Raw genomic sequence first — 25401 nt, 5'->3', positions numbered from 1 at the left:
CGGCGCGGGCCGTCAGTGCGACACGGCGCGCAGGCGCAGGCTCGCCAGCGCCTGCGCGACCCGCTCGACCACGCTATCCCAGTCGCCGGGTGAGGTCTGCCGGAAAAGCCGCGCAGTCGGATACCACGGCGAATCGTCGCGGTCGCGGAACCAGCGCCAGCACGCGTCGTAGCGCGACAGAATCCAGACGGGCGTGTTGAGCGCGCCCGCCAGATGCGCCATCGACGTATCGACGGTGATCACCAGATCCAGGTTTTCGACGATGCCGGCCGTGTCGGCGAAGTCCTGCACGTCGTCCATCGGATCGAACGGGCGGAACGCGGCGGGCAGATCATCGATCTGCGGGCGGGTCGCCGCGCCTTTCTGCAAACTCACGAACGTCACGCCAGGCACGCGCAGCAACGGCAGGTACGACAGTGCCGTCAGCGAGCGGCGCTGGTCGATCGCATTTGAACTGGGATCGTGCGGGCGCGGATCGCCCGCCCACACCAGGCCGACCTTGAACCCGCCTTCCGGCAACCTGCTGCGCCAGTGCTGCGCGAGCGCGGCGGGCGCGCGCAGATAGGGCATCGGCGTGGGAATCGTGTCGACAGTCGTGCCGAACAGCATCGGCAGGCTCAGCATGAAGCACCAGGTGTCGTGGGCGGGAATCGTCGTCTCGCCGTCGAGCGGATACACCGCGTCCACGCCTTCGAGGCTGTCGAAAAGCCGCCGCAACGGCGGCTGGCAAGCGACACTCACTTTCGCCGCGCCGCGGGCCTTCAGCATCGACAGATACCGGCAGAATTGCAGCCCGTCGCCGAAGCCCTGCTCCGGCCACACGAGCAGCGATTTGCCGTGCAGCGGCTCGCCCCGCCATTGCGGATACGGCACGGGCGGCGGAAACACGCTGCGCGTGCCGATCGCTTCGTGATAGCGCGACTCGTAAAGCGCCCAGCCTTGCACGTAATCGCCGATGCACAGCAGCGGCAACGCGAGGTTCGCTTTCGCGCCGACGTAGTCGGGCCGCAGCGCCAACGCCTGACGGTATGCGGCAATCGCTTCCACGATGCGGCCCTGCTGCCACAGCACGTTGCCGAGATTGTTATGCGCTTCGGGCACATCGGCATTGAGCGCCAGCGCCTGGCGGCAGGCCTGCTCCGCTTCCGGCGCACGGTTGAGTTCGAGCAGCAGCAAGCCCAGATTGTTGTGCGCGCTGACGTCGCCCGGCTGACGGCTGACGACGTCCCGATACGCGGCCTCCGCCTCCGGCAGACGCTTGAGCTGCCACAGCAGCACGCCGAGGTTGTTGCGTGCCGTCACGTAGTCTGGCGCGATGGCGAGCGCGTGCAGGAATGAGGCTTCGGCTTCCGCCTCTCGCCCGAGATCGCGCAGCACGAGACCGAGATTGTTCATGGCCTTCGTGAAATCGGGTTTGATCGACAGTGCGCGGCGGTACGCGTGCTCGGCCTGCGTCAGCTGCCTGCGTCCGTAGAACCAGCCGCCCAGATCGTTGTGCGCTTCGGCCAGATCGAGCGCGTCGTCGACGATGGCCTTGAGATCTTTTGCGTCTGCATCGACATACAGGTCGTTCAGGCAAACGGCTGCGAGGTCCATGGCTTCCGCATGGGCGGGATCGTGCTGCAGCATCTCGTCGAGCAGCGCGAGCGCCTCCGCGAGACGCCCCGACGAATACAGCGACACCGACGCCTGATAACGCTCGGCGGGCGACAGCGCGGGAACTGACGGATTCATTTCAATCCTTTGGAATTCTTAATAGTTCTGGAGATGCGCCGCGCAGCATCGGCCTGGCCTGGCGGGCGAGCGGGAATGAGAAGATGCAGGGCTACAGCGGCAAAAAAAGTATAGGCGATGGTACCTTGGCCAGCCGATGACCTATCTCTAAAGTCCGTCGGATAAACGTCGCACTATGCGGGATCAGGCGCGCCCGGCGTCGTCGTTCGTCGACGCCGCGAAGCCGCGCAATTTCTCTGCATCGACGATCTCGATCTCCGCGTAGCGCAGCGCGAGCGCGCCTTGCGTTTCGAATTGCCGCAGAATCTGGTTCGTGGTTTGACGCGACAGCGCGAGCATCATTGCGAGGTCTTCCTGCGGCACCTTGATGACGCGCCGCAGCGTGCCGGCGCCGCCGCCGTATCCGCCCGCCATCAGCAGGAGGCGCCGCGCGAGGCGCTGCGCAGCGGGCAGCAGCGCGGCCTCTTCGATCGCGTCGAACGCGAGGCGCAGCTTGTGCGTGAGCAACAAGCCGAACGCATGCCAGAACGCGGGCGTGCGTTCGAGCAGCGCCGCGAGCGCCGCGCGTGGAACATGAAACAGCAGCGTGTCGCGCTCCGCATAGGCATCGTGCGTGCGCGTCTGGCCATCGAACAGTGCGATCTCGCCGAACCAGTTGACGGGCTCGATCACTGCGAGCAGCGCTTCCCTGCCGCTCGCGGCGATCGAGCCGATCCGCATCAATCCGTCGAGCACGCAATAGAAGCCGTCGTCGGCATCGCCGCGGCTGAAGAGGCGCTGGCCTGCCGACAGCCGTCGCGTGCGGCCGAGCCCGATCAATTGGGCGCGCAATGCTTCGGGCGCGGCGCGAAACCAGGCGCTGCCGTCGAGCAGCTTGAAAAGCTCAGTCGATGTCATGGTTCGAAGCGCGCTTTGGCGGTTTGAATTGTCGGCTAGCCGAAAGTGTCGCGGCGCGCCGCCCGCGATTATGATGACTTTCTACTAGGAACGGCATCCATGAGAACGCTCACTGACCAGCTTGCGCAATACGCCGCCTATCATCGCGACCGCCGCAACATCGCGACGCACTTCATCGGCATTCCGATGATCGTGCTCGCGCTCGCCATTCTGCTGAGCCGGCCCGCGTGGACGGTTGCCGCGCTGCCGTTCGCGGTGTCGCCGGCGTGGCTGCTGTTCGGACTGAGCGTGATCTACTACTTCGTGCTCGATGTGCCGCTCGGTTTGATGATGGCCGTCGTCTCGGTACTGTGCCTCGCGTGCGGCGCGTGGCTTGCGCAGCAGCCCACCTCGACGTGGCTTGCGTCGGGCGCCGGCCTGTTCGTGGTCGGCTGGGTGTTCCAGTTCGTGGGACACGTCGCGTACGAGCATCGCAAGCCCGCCTTCATCGACGACGTGATCGGCCTGCTGATCGGGCCGCTTTTCGTGCTCGCCGAAGCGCTATTTGTTTTCGGCTGGCGGCCTGCGCTGCGCGCGGCAATCGAAGCCGAGGCGGGCCCAACGCGGGTCGATGCGGCGCATGCGGTCACGCGTCATCGGTCCTGAAGCCGCTGCCGTCCACACCGCACGACGGCTTCACCGGCTTTCAACGCGGCGCGAGCAGCCTTGCGCTGTGCAAACCGGTCAGCGCCACCGCGATCCAGATCGGCACGTACGTGCCAAGCTGCTGCGCCGTCAACGACTCGCCGAGCAGCGTCACCGACACGATCACCAGCAACACCGGCTCGACGTAGCCGAGAATGCCGAATAGCGCCATCGGCAGCAAACGGCTTGCTTTCAGATAGGTCGCGAGCGCGATCGTGCTCAGCGCGCCGAGTCCCGGCAGCAACAGCAGCCACATGTCGAGACGGCCCGACAGCAGCGCCAGCGAGCCGCCATGGAGCACCATCGCGAGCGCGAACGGCAGCAGCAGCGACATTTCGAGCGCGAATGCCGTCAGCGAATCGGCGTTGATCTTGCGGCGCAACACAAAATACGGCGGATAACCGATCGCCACCAGCAGCGTCGGCCACGAGAACGCGCGCGTCAACCACAGCTCGTGCAGCACGCCGAGCGCCGCGCACCCGACCGCGAGCCACTGCAACGGCTCCAGCCGCTCGTGATAGTAGAAGCGGCCGAGCAGCACCATCGTCAGTGGCAACAGGAAATAGCCAAGCGATACTTCCAGCATCCGCCCATGCAGCGGCGCCCACAGGAACACCCATAGTTGCGCGCCGAGCAACGCCGCGCTGACGGCCAGCAGCAGCGCCGTGCGCGGCTCGCGGATCACGCGCATCGACAGCGCCTTGAGTTCCGGCAGCCGCGAACGCAGCGCGATCAGCGCGAAAGCGCCCGGCACGGTCCAGATCACGCGCCACGCGAAGATATCGAGCCCCGTCAATGGCGTGAGCAGCTTTGCGTACACCGACATCAAGGCAAAAAGCGTCGATGCGCTCACGGACAACGCGATGCCGCGTCCCGGTTGATAGGCGTTCATCGGCCGGTCCGCTGCGGGAGGGCGGGCGCGATGCCGCGAGATGTGTCGTCCATTGTTAAATCTTGTTTTAACAGCGCGCCGCAAGCGTTGCCCGATATGAAGCCCGCTTCATCGCGCGAAGCGCGCATTCTAGCGGTAGTGCGGGAAGGGTCCGTCCTTTTCCGCCACATTGCGTCCGTGCATATTCACGCCCGATGCACTATAAAAACTAGTTTCATATCCACGCCGCATGCCGTCGGCGATTTATCGGCGGAAACACGAGACTGCCGTTTTTAGCCTGCTTCTTGCTTCCGTTCATGTCCGCGCCCGCCCGGCTTTCCGTCAGCTGCCGCGATCACGCGTCCGTACGCAGACATGCGCCCGTCATCGAACGCGCTCACGCTTGAACGCTTGCCGGTCCACTCACTCCAACGCATTCGCTCTTCCGCAGTCCGCAAGTCATCACTGGAACGAGACAACACGGAGCCAACATGACTCAGCCAGCCGTATCGCAACATCTGTCGCATGACGTATCGCCGGAGTTCGCCGCCGCCGTTCGCGCTGGCCTCAGCAAACAGCCACAGAAGGAATTGCCGTCGAAGTATCTTTACGACGAAGTGGGTTCGGCGCTGTTCGAAGTGATCACCGCGCTGCCCGAGTACGGCGTCACGCGCGCCGAAGAACGTCTGCTCGCGAGGCACGCGGGCGATATCGTCGCGCAGTTGCCGCACGACGCGATCGTCGCGGAACTGGGCAGCGGCAGCGGCCGCAAGACGCGCCGCATCCTCGAAGCGCTCTGTAAAAAGCGCCCCACTACTTACAGTCCGATTGAAATTTCGCGCACCGCATTGCAATTGTGTCGCCGCGAACTGGGCGATATCGAGCGCATTTCGATCGTCGGCTATGAGCGCGACTATCTCGCGGGGCTTGCTGAAGTGAGCAAGCGTCGCGCGAAGGACGAGCCACTGCTCGTGCTGTTTCTCGGCAGCACCATCGGCAATTTCGGGCGGCTCGCGGCCACGCGTTTTCTACGCGACATCCGCAACATGCTGGCGCCCGGCGATGCGCTGTTGCTCGGCACCGACCTCGAAAAGCCCGTGCCCGTGCTGATCGCCGCGTACGACGATCCCATCGGCGTGACGGCTGCGTTCAATCTGAATCTGCTCGCACGGATCAACCGTGAGCTGGACGGCGATTTTCCGCTCGACGCGTTCGAACACGTCGCGCGCTTCAATCCGGACGTGCGCAGCGTCGAAATGCATCTGCGCGCGAAGCGGCGCGTCAGCGCGCAGGTGCGTGCGGCGAGGCTGAGCGCGGAGCTACAGGAAGGCGAGACGATCTGGACGGAGAGCAGCCACAAGTATCGTCCGGAAGAGCTGCATGCGATCGCCGGCGACGCGGGCTTCACGTGCAGTCATCAATGGATCGAGCGCGACTGGGGCTTTGCCGAAAGCCTGCTGGTGGCGCGTTGACGGGCGTCGCGTGATGTCGATGTGAGCAACAAGCAGCGCGCGAGGCTCACGCCCGCGCGCTTTTTACAAGCCGCTTGTTTCAGTGCTGTTCGAAGCGCTCGAAACGTTTGTCGCTGGCGCGCTCTTCGTGGGTAACCTCGGTCACGCGCGCCATTGGCGGACCGTGACGCAGCCAGGACAGCATCCGGTCGAGCTGGTTCGCCGGACCTTGCAACATCGCTTCGACGGTGCCGTCTTCCAGATTCGCCACCCATCCCCGGATTCCCAGCGCATGCGCCTGGCGGACCGTCGCGTGACGAAAGCCAACGCCCTGCACCATGCCGCGCACCCGCACGTAATACGTTTCGATCCGCGAATCGAGATCCGTGCCGGACATGCTCTTCCCTCCTTTATGCCTTCATGAGTTTACGCGGGCATTCTAGTCGCGCCGCGCGCGCTTTGCTCGCGCACGCCTCGACACGCGAAGCCCGCGAGCACGGCGCGCCCGATCGGCAGCACGTACAATCCGACCTCTGCAACCCTTCAACCACGCACGCCAAGCAATGACCGATCAGACTCGCGATCTCGTACTCGTCACCGGCGCATCCGGCTTCGTCGGCTCGGCCGTCGCGCGCATCGCGCAGCAAAAGGGCTTCGCCGTGCGCGTGCTCGTGCGTCCGACCAGCCCGCGCCGCAACGTCGAATCGCTCGATGCCGAGATCGCGGTCGGCGATATGCGCGACGAGGCGTCGATGCGCGCCGCGCTGCGCGGCGTGCGCTATCTGCTGCACGTCGCCGCCGATTACCGGCTGTGGGCGCCGGACCCGCTCGAAATCGAACGTTCGAATCTCGAAGGCACGGAAGCGACGATGCGCGCCGCGCTGAAGGAAGGCGTCGAGCGCATCGTGTACACGAGCAGCGTCGCGACGCTGAAGGTGACGGGCTCGGGCGCGTCGGTCGACGAAACCTCGCCGATGACGCCACAGCAGGCGATCGGCGTGTACAAGCGCAGCAAGGTGCTCGCGGAGCGTGCTGTCGAGCGGATGATCGCGAACGACGGCCTGCCCGCCGTGATCGTCAATCCGTCGACGCCCATCGGCCCGCGCGACGTGAAGCCCACGCCGACGGGCCGCATCATCGTCGAGGCGGCGCTCGGCAAGATTCCCGCGTTCGTCGATACGGGGCTGAACCTGGTGCACGTCGACGACGTCGCGATGGGTCACTTCCTCGCGCTCGAACGCGGCAAGATCGGCGAGCGCTACATTCTCGGCGGCGAGAATCTGCCGCTGCAGCAGATGCTCGCGGATATCGCCGGCATCGTCGGACGCAAGGCGCCGACCATCGCGCTGCCGCGCTGGCCGCTGTATCCGCTCGCGATGGGCGCGGAAGCCGTCGCGAAGTTCACGAAGCGCGAGCCGTTCGTCACCGTCGACGGCCTGAAGATGTCGAAGAACAAGATGTACTTCACGTCGGCGAAAGCGGAGCGCGAACTCGGCTACCGCGCTCGGCCGTACCGCGAAGGCTTGCGGGATGCACTCGAGTGGTTTCGCGAAGCGGGCTACCTGAAAGCGTGACGTCCGGGCACATGGCGGCGAGCGCACTGGATCGCGGCTCGCGCGTGACCTGCACACGCTTTGTTACAACTCGCCATGCTGGCACGAAGGCTACCGCCCGCGTGCAGAAGGTAAAATCGCGGGTCTTACCAGAGAACTACGCATGAATCTAAAGGAACAGATTGGCGCACTCGAAATGGGCGTCGATCGGCTCATTCAGGTTGTCACGGCTTCGCGCGAGGCCGAGGCCGCGACCACGACCGATCAGCATGTGAACGGCGCAGAGGAGGCCGCGCAGGACACGGCCGCCGAGGCAGCGCCGGCAGAACCGCAAACGCAGGAAGCCGCGGCAGAAAAGCCGACGTTGCATATCGAGCGCCCGAGCCAGAACGAAATCACGATGACCATTGGCGGCAAGTCGGTCACGCTGCATCCGCTGCAACTGGGTCAGCTGATCGAAGAACTGTCGAACGCGCGCGCGTCGATGCAGCCCGAAGTCCCGCCGAACCTGCCCGCCGGCTGGCGTTTCGTATCGACGAAGAACCCGGCCATGGCGGTGCAGAAGCAGTCGAACGGCGACCGTCTGCTCGTGATGCGCCATACGGGGCATGGCTGGGTGCCGTTCCAGTTCTCGCCGGAGACGGTCATCCAGATGTACATGATGCTGACGCAGAAGTGATCTTCGACGGCGCGCCGCCGTCGCGCGCCGTTCAATGCGACAGCGGCAGCAACGAATTGAGCAGACTGGTCGCGCGCTGCGACACGCTTGGGCTGCTCGCAGCTGGTTCGATGGGACTGACGTAGACGACGGGCCCGATACAAAGCGACGTGTAGCGCGCGTCGCATCCGCCGTCGCGCGACGGCAGCGGCTGGTCCGCGCCCGATGCCGCGCCGGCATCCGCATTGACGACTTCCGCAAACGTCTTCACGCGGCCATTGACCTTCTCCGCATACGCCTGCGACCCGCCATAGCTCTTCAACGCGGCATTCAGATCGCCGCCCGCCGATTTCATGTAGCCGTACAGAATCGCGGAACCGACCTCGATATTGGTCTCCGGATCGGTCAGATCCTTCACGTCTTTCAGCATGCGCTTGTGCGCGCCGGGCACGACCTGCATCAGCCCGGTCGCGCCGTTGCCGCCCCTGGCCTTTTCCTTGAAGCGCGATTCGATCGAGATGATCGCGAGAATCAGCGCGGGCGGCAGCGCGTACTTCTCGGAGGCGACGCGCACAGCGTTCGAGATCTGCTCGGCCTTCTCCTTCGCGAGGCCGAACTTCTGGCGCAGATAGTCTGACGTGCGGTCCTGGCGGGTCTGATCGTCGGCCAACGCGCCCTGCATCAGGCCGAGTGCGACGACGCTCAGGCACACGAGCCGCTTCATTGATTGGTCCCGGCGGGCGCCTGCACGCGCGCCTTCCATTGACCGCCCTTGCCGCGCCAGTAGCGCACGGCCGAGCCGAACGTCGCGCTGACATAGAACAGCGCGATGAGCGGCAGGAACGGCGCCCACAGCGGCGAGCGCTGGTAGTAGCGCAACATCGGTGCGTAGGCGCAGCACATGGCGGCCCACGCGAGCCACGCGGGCCAGCCTTTCGGCCCGAGCACGATGGCGACGACGGGCGGCGCGAGGTAGATGATGGTCATGCCGAGCAAGGTGCCCGCCAGCAACCACGCCGAGTAGCGCAGCTGCGTGAACGCGGTGCGCGCGATCATGTTCCAGATCTCGCGCCAGCTGTCGTACGGGCGCAGCGAGACGCTGCGCGCCGCCACATCGAGGCGGATCGGGTGACGCCCCTGGCCGCGATGCTTGATGCGGGCGGCGAGGCTGCAATCGTCGATCAGTTCGGCGCGGATCGATTCGATGCCGCCCGCTTCTTCCAGCGCGGTACGGCGCACCAGCATGCAGCCGCCCGCCGCGCCCGCCGTGCGATTGCGCGGGTTGTTGACCCACGCGAACGGATACAGCTTCGCGAAGAAGAACACGAAGGCGGGAATCAGCGCCTTTTCCCAGAACGAGTCGCAGCGCAGCCGCACCATCAGCGAGACGAGGTCGCGCTTTTCGGCGTCGGCGCGCATCACGAGCTGCGTCAGCGCGTCGGACGGATGGCCGATGTCGGCGTCGGTGAGCAGCAGGTATTCCGGCGCGTAACCGAGCGAGCGCGCCGCCTCGATACCCTGCGACTGCGCCCAGACCTTGCCCGACCAGCCCGCAGGCAGCGGCTTCGCGCTGATTACCGTGAGCCGGTCCGGGCACCGCAGCGCGAGCGCGGCGGCGCGGGCGGCGTCGGCGGTGCCGTCGGTGCTGTGATCGTCGACGACGATCACGTGAAATTCGCCCGGATAGTCCTGCTCGAGCAGCGACGTGACGGCGCGCGCGATCACGTCCGCTTCATTGCGCGCCGGGACGACGGCGGCGACGCCCGGCCATGCGTCGCGCGTCTCGGGCGCGAGCGGCGCGGCAGGCTGCGCGCGCCAGAAGCCGCCGCGCGCGAACAGCAGCACACACCAGATCAACAGCGACAGACACGCCACCAGAAACAGAACCGCCGCAATCATGCATAGCCCTCTATGAAAGCCGCGCGCTGCGTCTCCAGGGCGCGGCGACGGACGCGGCGCGCCGGCAACACCTGCGACGCTGCGCCAATCGTGGAAATCGAGCACTAGCCGGCCATCGAATATGTGATAGACCGCGTTTTCGATACGTTCAAGAATGCGCCGCCGACGAAAGACGCCGCAGAAAATTCCATGGATGCAGGCCGGAAACCGCAGGCGATGCGTCGGCGCAACAAAGCCCAATAGTTTAAGGGTTCCCGCCGACGGGCGCAGCGAGTCATTTTTGCCACGCCCGCCGCCGCGCAAACGCCACAGTACGGGACGCCTGAAAAGCAAACCGACAGCGATAGCGTTAGAATGCGCGTTTGGTCTCGAGTATCGACTTCCGTCGGATTTAAGACATCAACTAATATACAGACGCGGCGAACAGGTCGTTTTTACCGATCTGCCCGGAATCCCGCGTCAGTCGGAGTTCGCCAGCCTATGCGAGTCATCCTTGCCCAACCCCGCGGCTTTTGTGCGGGAGTCGTGAGGGCGATCGAGATTGTCGATCGCGCTTTGCAGCAACATGGCGCACCGGTTTACGTGCGTCATGAAATCGTCCACAACAGGCACGTGGTCGATAACCTTCGCCGTAAGGGCGCGCGCTTCGTCGAGGAACTCGACGAGGTGCCGCAGGGCGCAGTTGCCATTTTCAGTGCCCACGGTGTCGCGCAAAGCGTCGAACGCGACGCGGAGCAGCGCGGTCTCGACGTGCTCGATGCCACCTGCCCGCTGGTGACAAAGGTTCATGTGCAAGGTCGTCAGTACGTGGGCGGGGGCCGCACGCTGATCCTGATCGGGCATGCGGGCCATCCGGAAGTGGAAGGCACGATCGGCCAGATTCCGGGCAAGGTGCTGCTCGTGCAGAGCGAAGCGGAAGTCGCGAAGCTGGAACTGCCCATCGACACGCCGCTCGCCTATGTCACGCAGACCACGCTGTCGGTGGACGATACGCGCGGCATCATCGACGCGCTGAAGCGCCGCTTCCCCGACATCGTCGGCCCGGACACCCGCGACATCTGCTACGCAACGCAAAACCGCCAGGCGGCCGTGCGCGAGCTGAGTACGCAGGTCGACGTGCTGCTGGTGGTGGGCGCAACGAACAGCTCGAACTCGAATCGCCTGCGCGAGATCGGCAGCGAAACGGGCGTGCCGAGCTTTCTGGTCGCCGACGGTTCCGAAGTCAAGCCGGAGTGGTTCGCCAACGTGAAGACGGTCGGCATCACGGCGGGCGCTTCGGCGCCGGAAGAAATGGTCGAGAACGTAATCGATGCGCTACGCGCACTGGGCCCCGTCGACGTTACGACGATGGCGGGACGTGAAGAGAAAGTCGAATTCAAGTTGCCGTCGAAACTGACGCAACAACTCGCTGCACGCGAAGTTTAAGGAGGACAATTTGTCTATTCCGATGCTACAAAAAGTCCGGGTGGGCGCCTACATCATGCGCAACCACCTGAAGGGCAACAAACGCTACCCGCTCGCGCTGATGCTCGAGCCGCTGTTCCGCTGTAACCTGGCCTGCAATGGCTGCGGCAAGATCGACTATCCCGATCCCATCCTGAACCAGCGTCTGTCGCTGGCGGAATGCCTCGAAGCCGTCGACGAGTGCGGCGCGCCCGTGGTCTCGATCGCGGGCGGCGAGCCGCTGCTGCACAAGGAAATGCCGGAGATCGTCAAGGGCATCATGGCGCGCAAGAAGTTCGTGTACCTGTGCACGAACGCGCTGCTGATGGAAAAGAAGATGGACGATTACGAGCCGAACCCGTACTTCGTCTGGTCGGTGCACCTTGACGGCGACCGCGAAGCGCACGATCACTCGGTCTCGCAGGAAGGCGTGTACGACAAGGCCGTCGCGGCCATCAAGGAAGCCAAGCGCCGCGGTTTCCGCGTGAACATCAACTGCACGCTGTTCAACGACGCCGTGCCCGAGCGCGTGGCGAAGTTCTTCGACACGGTCGGCGAGATCGGCGTGGACGGCATCACGGTGTCGCCCGGCTATGCGTATGAGCGTGCCCCGGACCAGCAGCACTTCCTGAACCGCGACAAGACCAAGACCCTGTTCCGCGAAATCTTCAAGCGCGGCAACAACGGCAAGAAGTGGTCGTTCAGCCAGTCGAGCCTGTTCCTCGACTTCCTGGCCGGCAACCAGAGCTACGAATGCACGCCGTGGGGCAACCCGGCGCGCACGGTGTTCGGCTGGCAAAAGCCGTGCTATCTGGTCGGCGAAGGTTACGTGAAGACCTTCAAGGAACTGATGGAAACCACCGAATGGGACAAGTACGGGACCGGCAAGTATGAGAAGTGCGCGGACTGCATGGTCCACTGCGGCTTCGAAGCGACGGCCGTGATGGACACGGTCGCACATCCGCTGAAGGCACTGAAGGTCAGCCTGAAGGGTGCGCGCACGACGGGCGCGTTCGTCAAGGACATCCCGCTCGACAAGGCGCGCCCCGCCGAATACGTGTTCTCGCGCCACGTCGAGATCAAGCTCGAACAGATCGAGCGCGCGGGCACGGGCAAGAAGGTGCAGACGTCGGCAGCCGCGTTGAATTAAGACGCATCGAAGCCGCATGAAAAAGAGCGCAACGGTTTTGCCGTTGCGCTCTTTTGTTTTGTGCCGCAGCTTGCCGCTTGAACGAAGCGGCGTTGCCGGCGTTGGCGATCAGCCCGCGCTGCGCGCGTTGTGCTCGGTGAGGAACTTGATCAAACCGTCCACGCCGCCTTTGCTCAGCTGATCCTGGAATTGCGTCTGATAGACCTGAATCAGCCACGCACCCATCATGTTGATGTCGTAAATCTTCCAGCCGTTCGCCGTTTTTTCCAGGCGATAGTCGATTGCGTCGTCGCCGCCGTTGCTCAGCACGTGCGACTGAACGACGGTGTCTTTGGCATCCGCAGACGCGGTCGACGGCGCGAATTTGAACTTCACGTCCTGATCGCGAAGTTGCGACAGCGAAGCCGCATACGTGCCCACGAGCAGCTTCGTGAATTGCTCATACAGTTGCTTTTGCTGCTCCGGCGTGGCCGTGGCCCAAGCCTTGCCAACGGCGATGCGCGTGGTGCGCTGGAAGTTCGTGGCGGGCACGAAGTGCGACTCGACCACCTGCGTGATCTTCTTCATGTCGCCGCCGCGCGCCTGCGGGTCCGCCTTCATTGCATTGACGGTGCCTTCGACTGCGCTCTTCACGATCGCATCAGGCGCGCTTTGTGCGAAAGCCGCGGTGGACACCACGGCGGCTGCCAGAAAAGCAGAGAGATAACGTTTCATACGCTCATCGGGACAGTTAGGAATGAACTCGCGCTGGACAGGCCGCATCCGGCGCGATTACGGGCCAGTATACCGACTTAAGACTTTGACGGGCTGCACAGGGTTCACTAACGCGGCGGTGCAGCGGCTGCGTCGGTATACTTGTGCCCTTTACCAATAACGCCAATCGTGACAAGGCCCCGCTCGCGTACATGCTGAAGTCATCTATCGTTCGCCTCGTTGTCTGGTCGGTGCGCCGTCCGCTGCAGGTCATCGGGCTGTCGCTCGTGCTCGCCGTGCTGAGCGCCATTTATGTCGTTCAGCACTTCAAGATCAATACCGACATCAGTCGTCTCGTCGAGAACGATGCGAAATGGACCGCGCTCGAACAGCAAATCGACAAGGCCTTTCCCGATCGCGGGCAGACGCTGCTGGTCGTCGTCGAGGCCGGCGCGCCCGAATACGCGGATGCCGCCGCGAACACGCTGGCCACCGAGCTGCAAAAGAACACGAAGGAATTCAGTTCCGTCATGCAGCCGGGCAGCGGGCCGTTCTTCGAAAAGGAAGGCTTGCTGTTCCCGTCGCTCGCCGACGTGCAATCCACTACCTCGCAACTGGTCAAGGCGCGCCCGCTCATCAATTCGCTCGCGCATGATCCGAGTCTGACGGGCCTCGCCGGCACGCTGACCACGAGCCTGCTGCTGCCGTTGCAGATCGGCCAGGTCAAGCTCGGCGACATGAGCAACCTGCTGTCGCGCAGCGCAACCGTGATCGATCACGTGCTGGCCAACGAGCCCGCCGTCTTCTCGTGGCGCGCGCTCGTCGACAAGGACGCCGCGAAGGTGCCCGCGCGCGCGTTCATCGTCGTGCAGCCGAAGCTGGACTATGCGGCGCTGCAGGCGGGCGCGCGGGCGTCGGAAGAGGTGCGCAAGACGGCGGCGTCGCTCGATCTCGACTCGCAATACGGCGCGCGCATCCGTCTGACGGGCGAGCAGCCGCTCGCGGACGATGAATTCGCGTCGGTGCAGGACGGCGCGGAGATCAACGGCATCATCACGTTCTTCGTCGTGCTCGGCATCCTGTGGCTCGCGCTGCGCTCGGGGCGCCTGATCGTCGCCGTGTTCATCACGCTGTTTGTCGGCCTCGCCATCACGGCGGCGCTCGGCCTGATGATGGTCGATGCGCTCAACATGATTTCCGTCGCGTTCATGGTGCTGTTCGTCGGGCTCGGCGTCGACTTCGGCGTGCAGTTCGGCGTGAAGTACCGCGAGGAACGCAATCGCGACGACCGGCTCGCCGCCGCGCTGATCCATACGGCATACAGCATCGGCGTGCCGTTGACGCTGGCGGCCGTGGCCGTCGCCGAGAGTTTCTTCTCGTTCCTGCCTACCGCGTATCGCGGCGTCTCGGAGCTGGGCGAGATCGCGGGCGTCGGCATGTTCGTCGCGTATCTGACCAACATGACGCTGCTGCCCGCGCTCATCAAGGTCTTCAATCCGCCGGGCGAGGAAGAATCGCCGGGCTTTACGTTCCTCGCGCCCGTCGACGATTTCCTCGACCGCAACCGCACGCCGGTGCTGATCGCGACGGCGGTGCTGATCATCGGCGCGTCGCCGTTGCTGCTGCATCTGCGCTTCGACTTCAATCCGCTGCATCTGAAGGACCCGAACACGGAGTCGATGGCGACGCTGATCTCGCTGAACGACGCACCCGAGGCGGCCGTCAACAACGTGCGAGCGCTCGCGCCGTCGCTGGCGGATGCGGACAAAATCGCCGCGCGTTTGTCGAAACTGCCGGAAGTGGGCCGCACGACGACCCTCACCACGTTCATTCCCGCCGACCAGCCGCAAAAGCTCGCGCTGATTGCCGCCGCGGCGCAGCAATTGCTGCCCGCGCTCACGCAGACGCCCGCGCCGCCCGCCTCCGACGCCGTGCGCGTGGCCGCGCTCAAGCGCACCTCGGCCCAGCTGTCGCTCGCCGCCGACGATCACCCCGGCCCCGGCGCGGCAGAAGCCAAACATCTCTCCGAAACGCTGGCCAAGCTCGCGAACGCGGATGTCTCGACGCGCGACCGCGCCGAGCGTGCGATGTCGGTCCCGCTGAAGATTTCGTTGAAGCAGCTGGCAACCCTGCTGCAGCCGACGGAAATCACCCGCGAAAACGTCCCGAAGGACATCGCCGACAGTTGGCTATCGAAAACAGGACAGGCGCTCGTCGAAATTTCGCCGAAGGTGCCGCCCGGCACCGATCCCGGCGACGACGTGATGCTGCGCAACTTCGCGCGAGCTGTGAAGACGGCGGAACCGGGTGCCATCGGCGGGCCGATCTCGATCCTCCATTCGGCGAACGTCATCATCAAGTCGTTCGTGCAGGCGGGAGCGTGGGCCATTCTGTCGATCAGCGCCCTGCTCTGGCTCACGCTGCGCCGGTTCGGCGACGTGCTGCGCACGCTCGTGCCGCTGCTGGTGTCGGCCGTCGTCACGCTGGAGTTGTGCGTCGTTTTCAACATGCCGCTCAACTTCGCGAATATCATCGCGTTGCCGCTGATGCTCGGCGTGGGCGTCGCGTTCAAGATTTATTTCGTGATGGCGTGGCGCAGAGGTCAAACGGGTCTGCTGCAATCCAGCCTCACGCATGCCGTGCTGTTCAGCGCGGCGACCACGGCTACGGCCTTCGGCAGCCTGTGGCTGTCGCATCATCCGGGCACGTCGAGCATGGGGCGTCTGCTGGCGCTGTCCCTCCTCTGCACGCTAATTGGCGCTGTGGTATTTCAACCGGTATTGATGGGCAAACCGCGCGTTCGACGCGCATCGAAGAAACAATAAGGAAAGCCGCATGAAGATGCGTACCGCCGCGCTGGCATTGGCCGCCGCGAGTCTTGCAACGGGGTGTGCAACGGGACCCGACCGGAAGCCCGGAGACCCGCTCGAACCGATGAACCGCGCGATTTTCGGTTTCAACGACGCGCTCGACCGCACGGTCGCCGTGCCGATTGCGAAGGGCTATCAGAAAGTCACGCCGCAGCCGCTGCGCCAGGCAATCAGCAACTTCTTCTCGAACCTCGGGGATCTCGACAACTTCGCGAACAGCCTGCTGCAGTTGCACATCAAGGACGCAACCGAAAGCCTGATGCGTTTCGCCATGAACTCGACGTTCGGTCTCGGCGGCCTCCTCGACTTCGCGACGCCCGCCGGCCTGCCGAAGCACAAGGAAGACTTCGGGCTGACGCTCGGCCGCTGGGGCGTGCCGTCCGGTCCGTATCTGGTGCTGCCGCTGTTCGGCCCGAGCTCGTTCCGCGACGGCCTCGGCTATCTGGTCGATTTCCGCGCCAATCCGATTTCCTACATGGGTTGGGAGTACAAGTATCCGTTGTACTTCGTACAGTTCGTCAGCGTGCGCTCGGATCTGCTCGGCGCGACGACGCTGCTGGAGCAAGCTGCCCTCGACAAGTACTCGTTCGTGCGCGACGCCTATACCCAGCAGCGCAAGTCGATGTTGCGGGGCGCCAACGCGCCGGCTTCGGCGTTGCCGGACTATGGCGACGACGAGGATTCGGGTGCGCAGGCGCCTTCGGGTGCATCGGGCACGGCGCCGACCACCGTACCGGGTGCGGCGCCGCTCAGCTTGCCGAACTACGCGGACCCGGGCCAGGCCGAGCCGGCGGAAGGTGCATCGGGCGCGGGCGGCGCGAAGCGTGCGCCAACCAACGACGACAGCGTGCCGAAATACGAAGATCCAGGCGAGGGAGCCGCGCCTTCGACGGCGGCGCCCGCTCCCGCTTCGCAGTAAGACGTCGTTCCCGGCGCACCAGACAAAAGCCCCGGCTGGTCATCCGACCAGCCGGGGCTTTTTTCTTTAGGCGTTCTCAGGCCGCCGTTGCGTCAATGCGCTGCGTCTGCTTCCTGATCCACGTCTTCCGGGCGTTCCGAAGCCAGCACGGGAGTTTGCTGCTGCATCGCACGCAGGCTCTCGCTGTAGCGCTCGAACGCTTCGTCCGAATAACGGATCTTCGTGCGGCCATGCGGCGCCGGATTGCCGTTCGCATCGAGATTCACGAACACCATCTTTTCGACGGTCAGAATGCTCTTGCGCGTGATCTTGTTGCGCACTTCCGCGCGCAGCGTGATCGACGTCGTGCCGAAATGCGTAGCCGTCATGCCCAGCTCGATGATGTCGCCCTGACGCGCCGAGCTGACGAAGTTGATCTCCGACATGAACTTGGTCACGACACGCTGGTTGTCGAGCTGGCAGATCGCGTAGATCGCGGCTTCTTCATCGATCCAGCGCAGCAGGCTGCCGCCGAACAGCGTGCCATTGGGGTTCAGATCTTCGGGCTTGACCCATTTGCGTGTGTGGAAATTCATTGCGGTCCCTCTTTGGAAATAGCGCGGCCGCGCCTCTTCGCGCGGCCTAGGGTTAACACCTAGCACTATACCAGATATAAGGGTTTTCCCTAGGTCATCAAGACCAACACACTATTTCGCTATCCGCATTGCCGGGGCGTCCGGCTCAAGTGGAGACGAGCGCGCCCGAGCGCTCCAGCACCTGACGGGCGGCGACGAGGGAAGCGCGGGCCGCGCGGGCGTCGGCGGCGACTTGCAGCAGTCCGCCGAGCTGCGACGGCTGGCGCGCCAGTTCGCGCAGGATGGGGCCGATAGCTGTCGTGCCGTCGTCGCGCAGACCTGCCGTCGCGGCGGACGGCAGCGTACGCCATGCCGGATCGACGATTGCCCTGCAGACGACGAACGGCAGGCCGTTCGCCTCGGCTATCGCGCCCGCAAGGTGAGATTCCATGTCGACGGCGAGCGCACCTGTCGATGCATGCAGCGCCGCCTTGTCGGCTGCGCCGACAAGCGGCGCGGCCACGCCCGCAATCGGCCCGCGCCGCAGCTTCGACGCCAGCGGCGCCGCGCCGAGCGCGGTGGCGATACGTCCCGCCCAGCGCAGATCGGTCTCGACGACGCCGAGCGGACTGTGCACGCTGCTCGCGACGATCAAGGTGCCCGGCGCGAGATCGGGCGCGAGTCCGCCAGCCGTGCCGAAGCTGATGATCCCCGCACAACCCCGCGCGACCGCCTCGTTCAGCGCGCGCTCAAGCAGATCGGCTCGCGCCGCGTACACCGCTTCGACGCCCTTGCCACGCGCGATACGCGCTTCGAACGCCATGCCCGTCACGGCGATGACGGGCAGCTTCGTGTTCATCAGATCAGGCCGGGCCGCCATCACAGACCGAAGGCGACGCGCTTCTGGCCCGCGCGCATCAGATTGCGGTAACGCGCGAGCGCCCACAGCGGGAAGAACTTGCGATAGCCGTGATAGCGCAGATAGAACACGCGCGGGAAGCCCGTTGCCGAAAAGCGCGTCTCGTCCCACAGGCCGTGATCGCGCTGCTCGCTCTTCAGGTACTCGATGCCGCGCGCAACGGCGGGATGATCGACATAGCCCACCGCCATCAGTCCGAGCAGCGCCCATGCCGTCTGCGACGGAATGCTCGGCGCCGTCTCGTAGCCGCGATAGTCGAGCTTGTAGCTGGTGCCGTCTTCGCCCCAGCCGCCGTCGGCGTTCTGGATCGACACGAGCCACTGCGCGGCGCGCCTGACGCGCGCGTCGTCGTGCGAAATGCCCGCGGCGTTCAGCGCGCACAGTGCCGTCCACGTGCCGTAGATGTAGTTCATGCCCCAGCGGCCGTACCAGCTGCCGTCGTCTTCCTGCTCCTTGAGCAGATAGTCGTAGGCGCGGCGCGCCGGCTCGCTCGTCGCGGGCATTTCGCCAAGTTGGGCGAGCATCGACAGGCAGCGGCCGGACACGTCGGCCGTCGGCGGATCGAGCAAGGCGCCGTGATCGGAGAACGGGATGTTGTTCAGGTAGTACTGGGTGTTTTCCGGCTCGAATGCGCCCCAGCCGCCGTCGCTGCTCTGCATGCCGACCACCCATTCGCGGGCGCGCGCAATCGCGTCGGCGTCGACGTCCGATTGCGTCAGCGCCGCCGAGCGATGCATTGCCAGCGCGACCACGGCCGTATCGTCGACGTCGGGGTAATGCGCGTTGTTGTACTGGAACGCCCAGCCGCCCGGACGCACATTGGGACGGCGCGAAATCCAGTCGCCGCGCACGTCGAGAATCTGCAGCGGACGCAGCCATGCGAGGCCGCGCTCGGCGGCTTCCTCGGCGCGCCTGTCGCCCGTCTCGAGCAGCGCGTGCGCCGCGAGCGACGTGTCCCAGACAGGCGACAGGCACGGCTGGCAATACGCTTCGTCTTCGTGGATGACGAGCAGCTTGTCGATCGACTGGCGGGCGATCGCGCGCTTCGGGTGATCGGCGGGATAGCCGAGCACGTCGTACATCATCACGGAGTTCGCCATCGCCGGGAAAATCGCGCCGAGACCGTCCTCGCCGTTCAGGCGCTCATCGACGAAATCGACGGCCGCCTTGATCGCGCGCTCGCGCGAGCGCTTCGGGAACAGGCCGTCCGTCACGCGCAGCACGCCGTCCACGGCCCGGAAAAACGCGAACCAGCTCTTGCTCTGGTGGCCCGAGCGCGGCAGCAGGCCCGTCGTGACGGGCGCGCCGCGGAACAGTTCGTCGATCCGCACGCCGCGCGGATTACGCGCGACAGGCCGCTTCGCGTTCAGTACCAGCAGCGGCACGATCACCGTGCGCGCCCAGTACGACACCTTCGACAGATGGAACGGGAACCACTTCGGCAGCAGCATGATTTCGACGGGCATCATCGGCACCGCGTACCACGTCACGACGCCGAACAGCGCGAGCAGGATGCGCGTGAACACGTTCGCCGCTTCCGCGCCGCCGTGGGCGAGAATACATTCGCGCGCGCGGACCATATGCTCGGCATCGACGGGGTCTCCGATCATCTTCAGCGCGAAATACGCCTTCACGCTCGCGCTGACGTCCATCGCGCCGTCGGTGAAGAGCGGCCAGCCGCCGTCGGCCAGCTGGATGCGGCGCAGGTAGCGCGCGATCTTCTGTTCCAACTCGACGTTGGGCGTCTCGCCCAGGTAATGGACGAGCAGCACGTATTCGGCGGGAATCGTCGCGTCGGCTTCGAGTTCGTAGACCCAGTGCCCGTCGTCCCGTTGCGCGGCGAGGATGGCGTCCGTCGCGCGCGTGACGGCGGCGTCGAGCGCGTCGACGGGCGCTGCGCCTGTCGCCAGCGCGGCGGCCACGGGAGCGTGGTCGTCGATCAGCGTTCGAGGCAGTGCGTCGCCCAGCGTCTGGGTCATGGATAAATCGTTCATCGGCGTTCCATCGGTTCGTTCAATAGCGTATCGGCGGCCTTCTGGCCGGAGCGAATCGCGCCTTCGATGCCCGGCGGCAGACCGGTTGCCGTCCAGTCGCCCGCAAGCATCAGGTTGTTCCAGCGAGTGCGCGTGGCCGGGCGGCGCATCTCGTCGTCGGGTTGCGCGGCAAAGGTCGCGCGCGGCTCGACGCTCAGTTGCCACTTCAGCGGCAGATCGGCCGACAAGCCCGTCACTTGCGCGACGTCGGCCCACAGCTTGCGCGCGAGTTCGTCGCGCGCCATCTCGGCAAGGTTCGCCGTGCGGTTCGGCGTACGGCTTGCCGCGTCGTAGACCGTCAGCGACAGCCGTCCGTCCGACGCGATCAGCCAGTTCGCGCTCGCGTTGATTAGCCCCATCAGCGGCGGATGGCCGAGCGGCGGCTCCACCGCGAAATTGGCCGTCACGATGGCCGAAAAGCGGCGCGGCGCCTGCACGCCGGGCACCAGTGCCTGCATGACGTCGGGCGTCACGGCCAGCACCACGGCTTCGCTCGCGCCAATTTCGATGCGTTCGCCGTCGTCCAGACGCAGCGCGGCAACGCGGCTGGCCGGGTTATCGGCAAACTCCAGCGCGTCGATCCGCGCGCCCAGCCTGATCGCTGCGCCGCCATGCTGCAAAAGCCGCAGCGCCGGTTCGACGAAAGCGGAGCCCAGGCCGTTGCGCGCAATGAGCGGCCGGCTGGAAGGCCCGCCCGCCGCGAGCGTGTCGCGCAACACCGCGCCCACGAGGCCGGCCGTCGCCTGACGCGGCTCGATGTTCGTCAGGGCCAGCAGGAGCGGATGCAGCATGCGGTCCCACAGGGGGCCGTTGCTGCGCATCGACTGCGCGACAGTGCGGCCGGGCTTCGCCAGCAGCAGCGGCACCACGGACAGGTAATCCGTCCATTGCGTGTCCGGCACGCGCGCGCCGGCCTCGAAAATCCACGCCGGAAACCGTCCCGACGACATGCGGACGGTCCAGCGCCGGTTCGTCGCCAGGTCGACGAACGGGTATTCGGGCTGTGTCGGCCCGACGAGCTCGTCGGCGGAACCGATCGCGCGCACGTAGTTCAACGTGGCCTGCTGGCCGGACAGCACCAGATGATTGCCGCTGTCGACGGTCGCGGCCAGCGTGCGATCGTAGTATGTGCGGCAGCGGCCGCCCGCCTGCCTGTCCGCCTCGTACAGCACGACCTGCGCGCCGCGCCGTTGCAACTGCACGGCGGCGGCAAGACCGGCCAGCCCCGCACCGATCACGTGAACCAGCTTTCGCATCAAAAGAAAGCGTAGCGCGCCACGATCGCCAGCATGCGCAATTTCGGCTTGCTGACTTTCGTGCGCGGAATGTCGAAGCCGCGTTCCAGCGTGCGTTCGAGCAGCAGTCGATACACGCCCGACATGATGCGTGGCGCCTTGACCTGCGCGCGCGGCTGCGCGTCCATGATCGCGTCGGCGGCGGCGAAGTGCTGCTTCGCGCGCTCCGCAAGCGTCGCGCAGACGCGCGGCAGCGAGGGATCGTCGGCGATCGTGAGCGGATTCGTCGCCGCGATGCCTTCGCGCGCCAGCAGCTCGTACGGCAGATAGCAGCGGTTGATCTCCGCGTCCTCGTCGATGTCGCGCAGGATGTTCGTCAGTTGCAGCGCGCGGCCCAGATGGTGCGACAACTCGATGCCCGGCTGCTCCTGCATCCCGAATATCCTCACCGATAGCCGGCCGGCTGCGCTCGCGACACGGTCGCAGTACAGGTCGAGCGTGGCTTCGTCGGGCGCGCAGATGTCGGCGGCGGCGTCCATGGCCATGCCGTCGATCATCGCGTGGAAGTCTTCCCGCTGCAGATGAAACGTGTGGATGTGCCGCGTCAACTCGAGCAGCGACGCGCGCGGCGAACCGGCGTAGCACGCGTCGATGTCCGCCCGCCAGCGTTCGAGGCCCGCGTCGCGCTCGGCGCGCGGCAGGTCGCTGTCGGCGATATCGTCGACGGCGCGGCAGAACGCGTAGACCTGGTACATCGCGTCGCGCTGCGCAGGCGGCAAGATGCGCATCGCGAGATAAAACGAGCTGCCCGAGCTTGCAGCAGCTGCGTCAGTTTGTGTGTCGTCCACGACGAGATTGGAAACGGCCAAGACGATCTCCGCTGAGACACCCCCGAGGGGGCGATCAAGAAGTCATGCCTACCCGCAGGGCAAGCCGCCCGCGCGCGCGGACACGCGCGAAACGCCGGCCGAAAGACCGGAAAACGGGCAAAAGTATACCAACCTTTCATAGCGGACGCAGGAACAGCGGGAAGCCGCTTGGGCGTGCCATCGCGATCTGCCTCGACGAAGAACGAAGTGTACCGGCGACAAAATGCGCGGGTCTGCCTACGCGCAGGCACTCAAAAGATCTCGAAACACTATCTCAAATTAAGAGTTGTCTGAGAGTCCTCTGGCTAGTTACAGACTACATTTAGTCCCGCAACGCAATGCACCAGGACGCCTGATAACCGCGTGTGGCGCTCACAGCATGCTTTTGAACCATTCACATTAACTTTTCGCAATAAAAATATCCACTACACAAATTTTAGATTCACGCGGATCAGATTTTAATTTGCTGTTTTAAAAACTGCCGAATTGGATTATTGATTTAAATCGCATCAAGGAATAAAGATGAAACTGTATATGCTGTTTATCGCTCCCGTTTTGGCCGCTTTTGCACTCGCGACGCCGACCTTCGCCGCCGAGAACGACGAAGCCGTGATTCGCCAGATGGAAGAAGCCTGGGTCCAGGCGAGCATGCATCACGACCGCGACACGCTGAAACTGCTGCTCGACGACTCGTATCGCGAAATCACGCCGTCCGGTATGGCGCGCTCGAAGAGCGACGTGCTGAATGCATCGCCGGCACCGTCCGGTTCGACGCAAACGCTGCAGTACATGAAAGTTAGCGTCGACGGCGATCAGGCCGTGGTGACGGGCGAGAACCGCTTCATGGCGCCGGACGGCCAGCAAGCCGTGTTCGCCTTCAAGGATGATTTCGCGCGCCGCGACGGCCAGTGGCGCGTCATCGGCTCGTGGATGAGCCGCAAGTAGATCGATTCGCGGCAGCGGGCCGGCGCCCGCTGGCCGGCAAACATCCCAGAGACCTTCAGATAAACGCAACCGACCGGTTGCGTCCCTGCCGCTTCGCGCTGTACAGCGCCGCATCCGCCTCGTTGATGAGCGCCTCGTAGGCAGGCACGCCCGCTCGCGCGGACGCGCCGCCGACACTCGCCGTCACCGGCACGTCGACGCCTTGCACGTCGACCGGCTTGTCGCCAATCGTATTGCGGATTTTCTCCGCGACCAGCATCGCGTCTTCCAGCGGCGTGCACGGCAGCAGCAGCGCAAACTCCTCCCCGCCGAATCGCCCGAACGTATCCTGCGCGCGCACGACGTGCGACACGCGCTGCGCCATATCACGCAGCACGGTATCGCCGACCACGTGACCGAACTGGTCGTTGATCTTCTTGAAGTGGTCGAGATCGAACAGCAGGATCGATAGATCGCCGCCGTACCGCTGCCAGCGCGTGTATTCGTCGCGCAGACGCGCTTCGAAGTAACGCCGGTTCGCGATGCCCGTCAGCCCATCGCGGTCCGCGTATTCCTGCAGCTTCGCCACGGCCTCCTCGCGCTCCCGCTGCATGATGCTGACGTGCGTCACGTCGGAGACCGTCACGCAAACGGCCTCGACCTCGCGCTCGCGCATGATCGGCATGAACGTGCAGTCCTGCTGCATGAAATCCACGCCGCCCGTGATCGGCCGGTCGTGATCGAACTTGAACAGATAGGGGCGCTGTTCCCACGAACTGAACGCGAAGCTGCCGAGCTGGAACACGCTTTCGAGCTTGCGTGTGAGCCACACGCGCGGCAATTCCGGAAAGCTCGCGAAAATCGACTTGCCGACCACCTGTTGTGCCGACAGCCCGCTGTGATCGTGCATGAAGCGATTCCACATCAGCACGTTCATCTGACGGTCGAGCACGAAAATGCCGAAGCCGACCCGTTCGACGACCAGGTCGCTCAACGTGGGAAGCGGGGCATTCATATGCTGGAAAGCAGTGCGTCCAGCGCGGAACTGAGATGACGGATCGAGTCTTCCGCCATCAGCATCACGAGGTGGGCGCGGAAACTCTGATCCTCTAACGCGAAATTCACTTCGACGAGCAGCGCGACTTCCCAGGCGAGCACATTCGGCTGGAACACGTCGTCGAGCGACATCGCCGCTCCGAGCAGGCCCGGCTGCGAGAACACGGGGGTGCGCCCAAGCTGGTCGAGAATGCACGACACGCACGCGCCCGTCAGGATGTTCGCGACGTCGAACACCAGCTCCTCCTGGGTGGTCGCCTCATATGCGGACTTCGCATACGGATCGCTCACCAGCGAGCACAGCTGCTCGATGCTGCCGCTACGGCAGATCACCAGCGCCTCGCCCTTGATGTCCGAGCGGAAGCCCTGTCGCACGGCGCTCACGGGCTCGTTGATGCCCGTCATCTCGCGCAGCGCCGACGCAGCCTCGCGCACGGCGACCACGCGCACGCGCGGCACGGACAGTTCGATGAACGCATCCAGCAGCAGAGCGAGGCGCGTCGCGGCCTGGCCCATCGCCAGATTGGCGACCTCTTGCAGCGCGTCGCGCTGATCTTCGTTGAGGACTGGCTCAGACATACAACCCGTACTCCTTGAGGATGGGAAGCACCGCCTCGGTAGTCACGGGCTTGGGGATGAATGCGACCGCGCCGAGGGTGCGCACGCGTTCCCTTGCCATCGGCTGGACATCGGCGGACACGACGATCACGAAGGTGTTCAGGTCCTCGTGCTGCAGGGCCTCCAGAACCTGATAGCCCGTCATGTCGGGCATCGTCAGGTCCAGAAACATCACCGATGCGCGCCCCTTGCGATAATGCTCGAGCGCTTCGCGTCCGTTGGACGCGTAGGTAATGTCGACATCCCAGCCTTCCGGCAATGCTTTCGTGAGCACCTTGCGGGCAAGCAGCGAATCGTCGGCGATCACAATGGGCAAAGACATGGCGGCGGGCTGGAAACGGAGTGGGTTCTTGCGTGTTAACGGCGCTGCG

General features: G+C 64.9%; 24 protein-coding genes. 9 read left to right on the top strand and 15 right to left on the bottom strand.

The genetic code is table 11. The features are described from left to right. Positions 1-12: 12 nt before the first annotated feature. Together C2L66_RS16620 and C2L66_RS16615 are read right to left on the bottom strand one after the other, a co-directional pair. A complete protein-coding gene (locus tag C2L66_RS16620; protein WP_060604519.1) occupies positions 13-1734 on the bottom strand; it encodes a tetratricopeptide repeat protein in 1722 nt (573 codons plus the stop codon). A gap of 183 nt (positions 1735-1917) precedes the next feature. Next, on the bottom strand, positions 1918-2631 hold the full coding sequence (locus tag C2L66_RS16615) for a Crp/Fnr family transcriptional regulator (protein WP_060604522.1): 714 nt from the start codon (positions 2629-2631) through the stop codon (positions 1918-1920). Between the two features lie 99 nt (positions 2632-2730). Here C2L66_RS16615 and C2L66_RS16610 point away from each other — a divergent pair, with 99 nt between their 5' ends. Further along, positions 2731-3276 carry an Mpo1 family 2-hydroxy fatty acid dioxygenase gene (locus C2L66_RS16610; RefSeq protein WP_060604525.1) on the top strand — a complete coding sequence of 182 codons (546 nt, stop codon included), beginning with the start codon at positions 2731-2733 and terminating at the stop codon, positions 3274-3276. A 40-nt stretch (positions 3277-3316) separates the two neighbouring features. On the opposite strand, the gene rarD is transcribed toward C2L66_RS16610, so the two are convergent. Further along, complete coding sequence (gene rarD, locus C2L66_RS16605; protein ID WP_054933154.1) at positions 3317-4207, bottom strand: EamA family transporter RarD; 891 nt, start codon at positions 4205-4207, stop codon at positions 3317-3319. Positions 4208-4677: 470 nt separating this feature from the next. Between rarD and egtD the strand changes: the two genes are divergently transcribed. Further along, positions 4678-5658, top strand: coding sequence for an L-histidine N(alpha)-methyltransferase (egtD, locus tag C2L66_RS16600; RefSeq protein WP_060604528.1), 981 nt, complete (start codon positions 4678-4680; stop codon positions 5656-5658). Between the two features lie 79 nt (positions 5659-5737). Here egtD and C2L66_RS16595 read toward each other — a convergent pair whose 3' ends face one another. Further along, complete coding sequence (locus C2L66_RS16595; protein WP_060604531.1) at positions 5738-6034, bottom strand: acylphosphatase; 297 nt, start codon at positions 6032-6034, stop codon at positions 5738-5740. Positions 6035-6200: 166 nt separating this feature from the next. On the opposite strand from C2L66_RS16595, the gene hpnA reads away from it, so the two are divergent. Further along, positions 6201-7211: a hopanoid-associated sugar epimerase gene (gene hpnA, locus C2L66_RS16590; protein WP_054933157.1), complete on the top strand. Its 1011-nt coding sequence runs from the start codon at positions 6201-6203 to the stop codon at positions 7209-7211. A gap of 142 nt (positions 7212-7353) precedes the next feature. Next, the gene (locus tag C2L66_RS16585) at positions 7354-7869 is read left to right on the top strand and encodes a hypothetical protein (protein ID WP_060604534.1); all 516 of its coding nucleotides are present in this window, start codon (positions 7354-7356) and stop codon (positions 7867-7869) included. A 31-nt stretch (positions 7870-7900) separates the two neighbouring features. On the opposite strand, the gene C2L66_RS16580 is transcribed toward C2L66_RS16585, so the two are convergent. Together C2L66_RS16580 and C2L66_RS16575 are read right to left on the bottom strand one after the other, a co-directional pair. Beyond that, positions 7901-8572 carry a lytic transglycosylase domain-containing protein gene (locus tag C2L66_RS16580; RefSeq protein ID WP_054933159.1) on the bottom strand — a complete coding sequence of 224 codons (672 nt, stop codon included), beginning with the start codon at positions 8570-8572 and terminating at the stop codon, positions 7901-7903. Next, positions 8569-9747, bottom strand: coding sequence for a glycosyltransferase (locus tag C2L66_RS16575; protein ID WP_054933160.1), 1179 nt, complete (start codon positions 9745-9747; stop codon positions 8569-8571). The genes C2L66_RS16580 and C2L66_RS16575 overlap by 4 nt, the downstream gene beginning before the upstream one ends. A gap of 480 nt (positions 9748-10227) precedes the next feature. Between C2L66_RS16575 and ispH the strand changes: the two genes are divergently transcribed. Together ispH and hpnH are read left to right on the top strand one after the other, a co-directional pair. Next, on the top strand, positions 10228-11172 hold the full coding sequence (ispH, locus tag C2L66_RS16570) for a 4-hydroxy-3-methylbut-2-enyl diphosphate reductase (RefSeq protein WP_035998709.1): 945 nt from the start codon (positions 10228-10230) through the stop codon (positions 11170-11172). A 10-nt stretch (positions 11173-11182) separates the two neighbouring features. Then, on the top strand, positions 11183-12340 hold the full coding sequence (gene hpnH, locus C2L66_RS16565) for an adenosyl-hopene transferase HpnH (RefSeq protein ID WP_054933161.1): 1158 nt from the start codon (positions 11183-11185) through the stop codon (positions 12338-12340). A 108-nt stretch (positions 12341-12448) separates the two neighbouring features. Here hpnH and C2L66_RS16560 read toward each other — a convergent pair whose 3' ends face one another. Beyond that, positions 12449-13054, bottom strand: a complete 606-nt coding sequence (locus C2L66_RS16560) for an MlaC/ttg2D family ABC transporter substrate-binding protein (protein WP_035998713.1) — start codon at positions 13052-13054, stop codon at positions 12449-12451. Between the two features lie 191 nt (positions 13055-13245). Here C2L66_RS16560 and hpnN point away from each other — a divergent pair, with 191 nt between their 5' ends. Together hpnN and C2L66_RS16550 are read left to right on the top strand one after the other, a co-directional pair. Beyond that, entirely contained in the window at positions 13246-15858 is a 2613-nt protein-coding gene (gene hpnN / locus C2L66_RS16555; protein ID WP_054933162.1) for a hopanoid transporter HpnN, read from the top strand. Between the two features lie 10 nt (positions 15859-15868). Further along, entirely contained in the window at positions 15869-16822 is a 954-nt protein-coding gene (locus C2L66_RS16550) for an MlaA family lipoprotein (RefSeq protein WP_054933163.1), read from the top strand. A gap of 92 nt (positions 16823-16914) precedes the next feature. Here C2L66_RS16550 and C2L66_RS16545 read toward each other — a convergent pair whose 3' ends face one another. The 5 genes from C2L66_RS16545 to hpnD form a co-directional block, all read right to left on the bottom strand. Further along, positions 16915-17397, bottom strand: coding sequence for an acyl-CoA thioesterase (locus C2L66_RS16545; RefSeq protein ID WP_060604537.1), 483 nt, complete (start codon positions 17395-17397; stop codon positions 16915-16917). 145 nt (positions 17398-17542) lie between these two features. Beyond that, positions 17543-18256 carry a phosphorylase gene (locus C2L66_RS16540; protein ID WP_060604540.1) on the bottom strand — a complete coding sequence of 238 codons (714 nt, stop codon included), beginning with the start codon at positions 18254-18256 and terminating at the stop codon, positions 17543-17545. Further along, positions 18256-20289, bottom strand: a complete 2034-nt coding sequence (shc, locus tag C2L66_RS16535; RefSeq protein WP_060604543.1) for a squalene--hopene cyclase — start codon at positions 20287-20289, stop codon at positions 18256-18258. The genes C2L66_RS16540 and shc overlap by 1 nt, the downstream gene beginning before the upstream one ends. After that, on the bottom strand, positions 20286-21584 hold the full coding sequence (hpnE, locus tag C2L66_RS16530; RefSeq protein ID WP_060604546.1) for a hydroxysqualene dehydroxylase HpnE: 1299 nt from the start codon (positions 21582-21584) through the stop codon (positions 20286-20288). Before hpnE ends, shc begins: the two co-directional genes overlap by 4 nt. Beyond that, positions 21584-22432 (bottom strand): presqualene diphosphate synthase HpnD, encoded by an 849-nt coding sequence (gene hpnD / locus C2L66_RS16525; RefSeq protein ID WP_035998735.1) that lies wholly within the window; start codon positions 22430-22432, stop codon positions 21584-21586. The genes hpnE and hpnD overlap by 1 nt, the downstream gene beginning before the upstream one ends. Before the next feature lie 522 nt (positions 22433-22954). Between hpnD and C2L66_RS16520 the strand changes: the two genes are divergently transcribed. Continuing rightward, positions 22955-23377, top strand: coding sequence for a nuclear transport factor 2 family protein (locus C2L66_RS16520; RefSeq protein WP_054933209.1), 423 nt, complete (start codon positions 22955-22957; stop codon positions 23375-23377). Positions 23378-23432: 55 nt separating this feature from the next. Here C2L66_RS16520 and C2L66_RS16515 read toward each other — a convergent pair whose 3' ends face one another. Genes C2L66_RS16515 through C2L66_RS16505 form a run of 3 tightly spaced genes read right to left on the bottom strand, consistent with a single transcriptional unit; the run spans position 23433 to position 25352 of the window. Then, the gene (locus C2L66_RS16515; RefSeq protein ID WP_060604549.1) at positions 23433-24371 is read right to left on the bottom strand and encodes a GGDEF domain-containing protein; all 939 of its coding nucleotides are present in this window, start codon (positions 24369-24371) and stop codon (positions 23433-23435) included. Continuing rightward, positions 24368-24991, bottom strand: a complete 624-nt coding sequence (locus tag C2L66_RS16510) for a chemotaxis protein CheC (protein WP_035998741.1) — start codon at positions 24989-24991, stop codon at positions 24368-24370. Before C2L66_RS16510 ends, C2L66_RS16515 begins: the two co-directional genes overlap by 4 nt. Next, entirely contained in the window at positions 24984-25352 is a 369-nt protein-coding gene (locus tag C2L66_RS16505; protein ID WP_054933211.1) for a response regulator, read from the bottom strand. Before C2L66_RS16505 ends, C2L66_RS16510 begins: the two co-directional genes overlap by 8 nt. Between the last annotated feature and the right edge of the window lie 49 nt (positions 25353-25401).

It is taken from the genome of Paraburkholderia caribensis (assembly GCF_002902945.1).
In the GTDB taxonomy this organism is placed as follows: Bacteria; Pseudomonadota; Gammaproteobacteria; order Burkholderiales; family Burkholderiaceae; genus Paraburkholderia; species Paraburkholderia caribensis.
This window is presented reverse-complemented; position numbering and strand designations above follow the sequence as displayed.

Excerpts from the sequence above, each read along its gene's own strand:
- C2L66_RS16610 (WP_060604525.1), top strand. The coding sequence starts at position 2,731 with ATGAGAACGCTCACTGACCAGCTTGCGCAATACGCCGCCTATCATCGC.
- C2L66_RS16580 (WP_054933159.1), bottom strand. The coding sequence starts at position 8,572 with ATGAAGCGGCTCGTGTGCCTGAGCGTCGTCGCACTCGGCCTGATGCAG.
- C2L66_RS16515 (WP_060604549.1), bottom strand. The coding sequence starts at position 24,371 with ATGAATGCCCCGCTTCCCACGTTGAGCGACCTGGTCGTCGAACGGGTC.
- C2L66_RS16520 (WP_054933209.1), top strand. The coding sequence starts at position 22,955 with ATGAAACTGTATATGCTGTTTATCGCTCCCGTTTTGGCCGCTTTTGCA.
- C2L66_RS16615 (WP_060604522.1), bottom strand. The coding sequence starts at position 2,631 with ATGACATCGACTGAGCTTTTCAAGCTGCTCGACGGCAGCGCCTGGTTT.
- C2L66_RS16560 (WP_035998713.1), bottom strand. The coding sequence starts at position 13,054 with ATGAAACGTTATCTCTCTGCTTTTCTGGCAGCCGCCGTGGTGTCCACC.
- ispH (WP_035998709.1), top strand. The coding sequence starts at position 10,228 with ATGCGAGTCATCCTTGCCCAACCCCGCGGCTTTTGTGCGGGAGTCGTG.
- egtD (WP_060604528.1), top strand. The coding sequence starts at position 4,678 with ATGACTCAGCCAGCCGTATCGCAACATCTGTCGCATGACGTATCGCCG.
- rarD (WP_054933154.1), bottom strand. The coding sequence starts at position 4,207 with ATGAACGCCTATCAACCGGGACGCGGCATCGCGTTGTCCGTGAGCGCA.
- C2L66_RS16545 (WP_060604537.1), bottom strand. The coding sequence starts at position 17,397 with ATGAATTTCCACACACGCAAATGGGTCAAGCCCGAAGATCTGAACCCC.
- hpnA (WP_054933157.1), top strand. The coding sequence starts at position 6,201 with ATGACCGATCAGACTCGCGATCTCGTACTCGTCACCGGCGCATCCGGC.
- C2L66_RS16595 (WP_060604531.1), bottom strand. The coding sequence starts at position 6,034 with ATGTCCGGCACGGATCTCGATTCGCGGATCGAAACGTATTACGTGCGG.
- C2L66_RS16575 (WP_054933160.1), bottom strand. The coding sequence starts at position 9,747 with ATGATTGCGGCGGTTCTGTTTCTGGTGGCGTGTCTGTCGCTGTTGATC.
- C2L66_RS16505 (WP_054933211.1), bottom strand. The coding sequence starts at position 25,352 with ATGTCTTTGCCCATTGTGATCGCCGACGATTCGCTGCTTGCCCGCAAG.
- C2L66_RS16620 (WP_060604519.1), bottom strand. The coding sequence starts at position 1,734 with ATGAATCCGTCAGTTCCCGCGCTGTCGCCCGCCGAGCGTTATCAGGCG.
- C2L66_RS16540 (WP_060604540.1), bottom strand. The coding sequence starts at position 18,256 with ATGGCGGCCCGGCCTGATCTGATGAACACGAAGCTGCCCGTCATCGCC.
- C2L66_RS16585 (WP_060604534.1), top strand. The coding sequence starts at position 7,354 with ATGAATCTAAAGGAACAGATTGGCGCACTCGAAATGGGCGTCGATCGG.
- shc (WP_060604543.1), bottom strand. The coding sequence starts at position 20,289 with ATGAACGATTTATCCATGACCCAGACGCTGGGCGACGCACTGCCTCGA.
- hpnE (WP_060604546.1), bottom strand. The coding sequence starts at position 21,584 with ATGCGAAAGCTGGTTCACGTGATCGGTGCGGGGCTGGCCGGTCTTGCC.
- C2L66_RS16550 (WP_054933163.1), top strand. The coding sequence starts at position 15,869 with ATGAAGATGCGTACCGCCGCGCTGGCATTGGCCGCCGCGAGTCTTGCA.
- hpnN (WP_054933162.1), top strand. The coding sequence starts at position 13,246 with ATGCTGAAGTCATCTATCGTTCGCCTCGTTGTCTGGTCGGTGCGCCGT.
- C2L66_RS16510 (WP_035998741.1), bottom strand. The coding sequence starts at position 24,991 with ATGTCTGAGCCAGTCCTCAACGAAGATCAGCGCGACGCGCTGCAAGAG.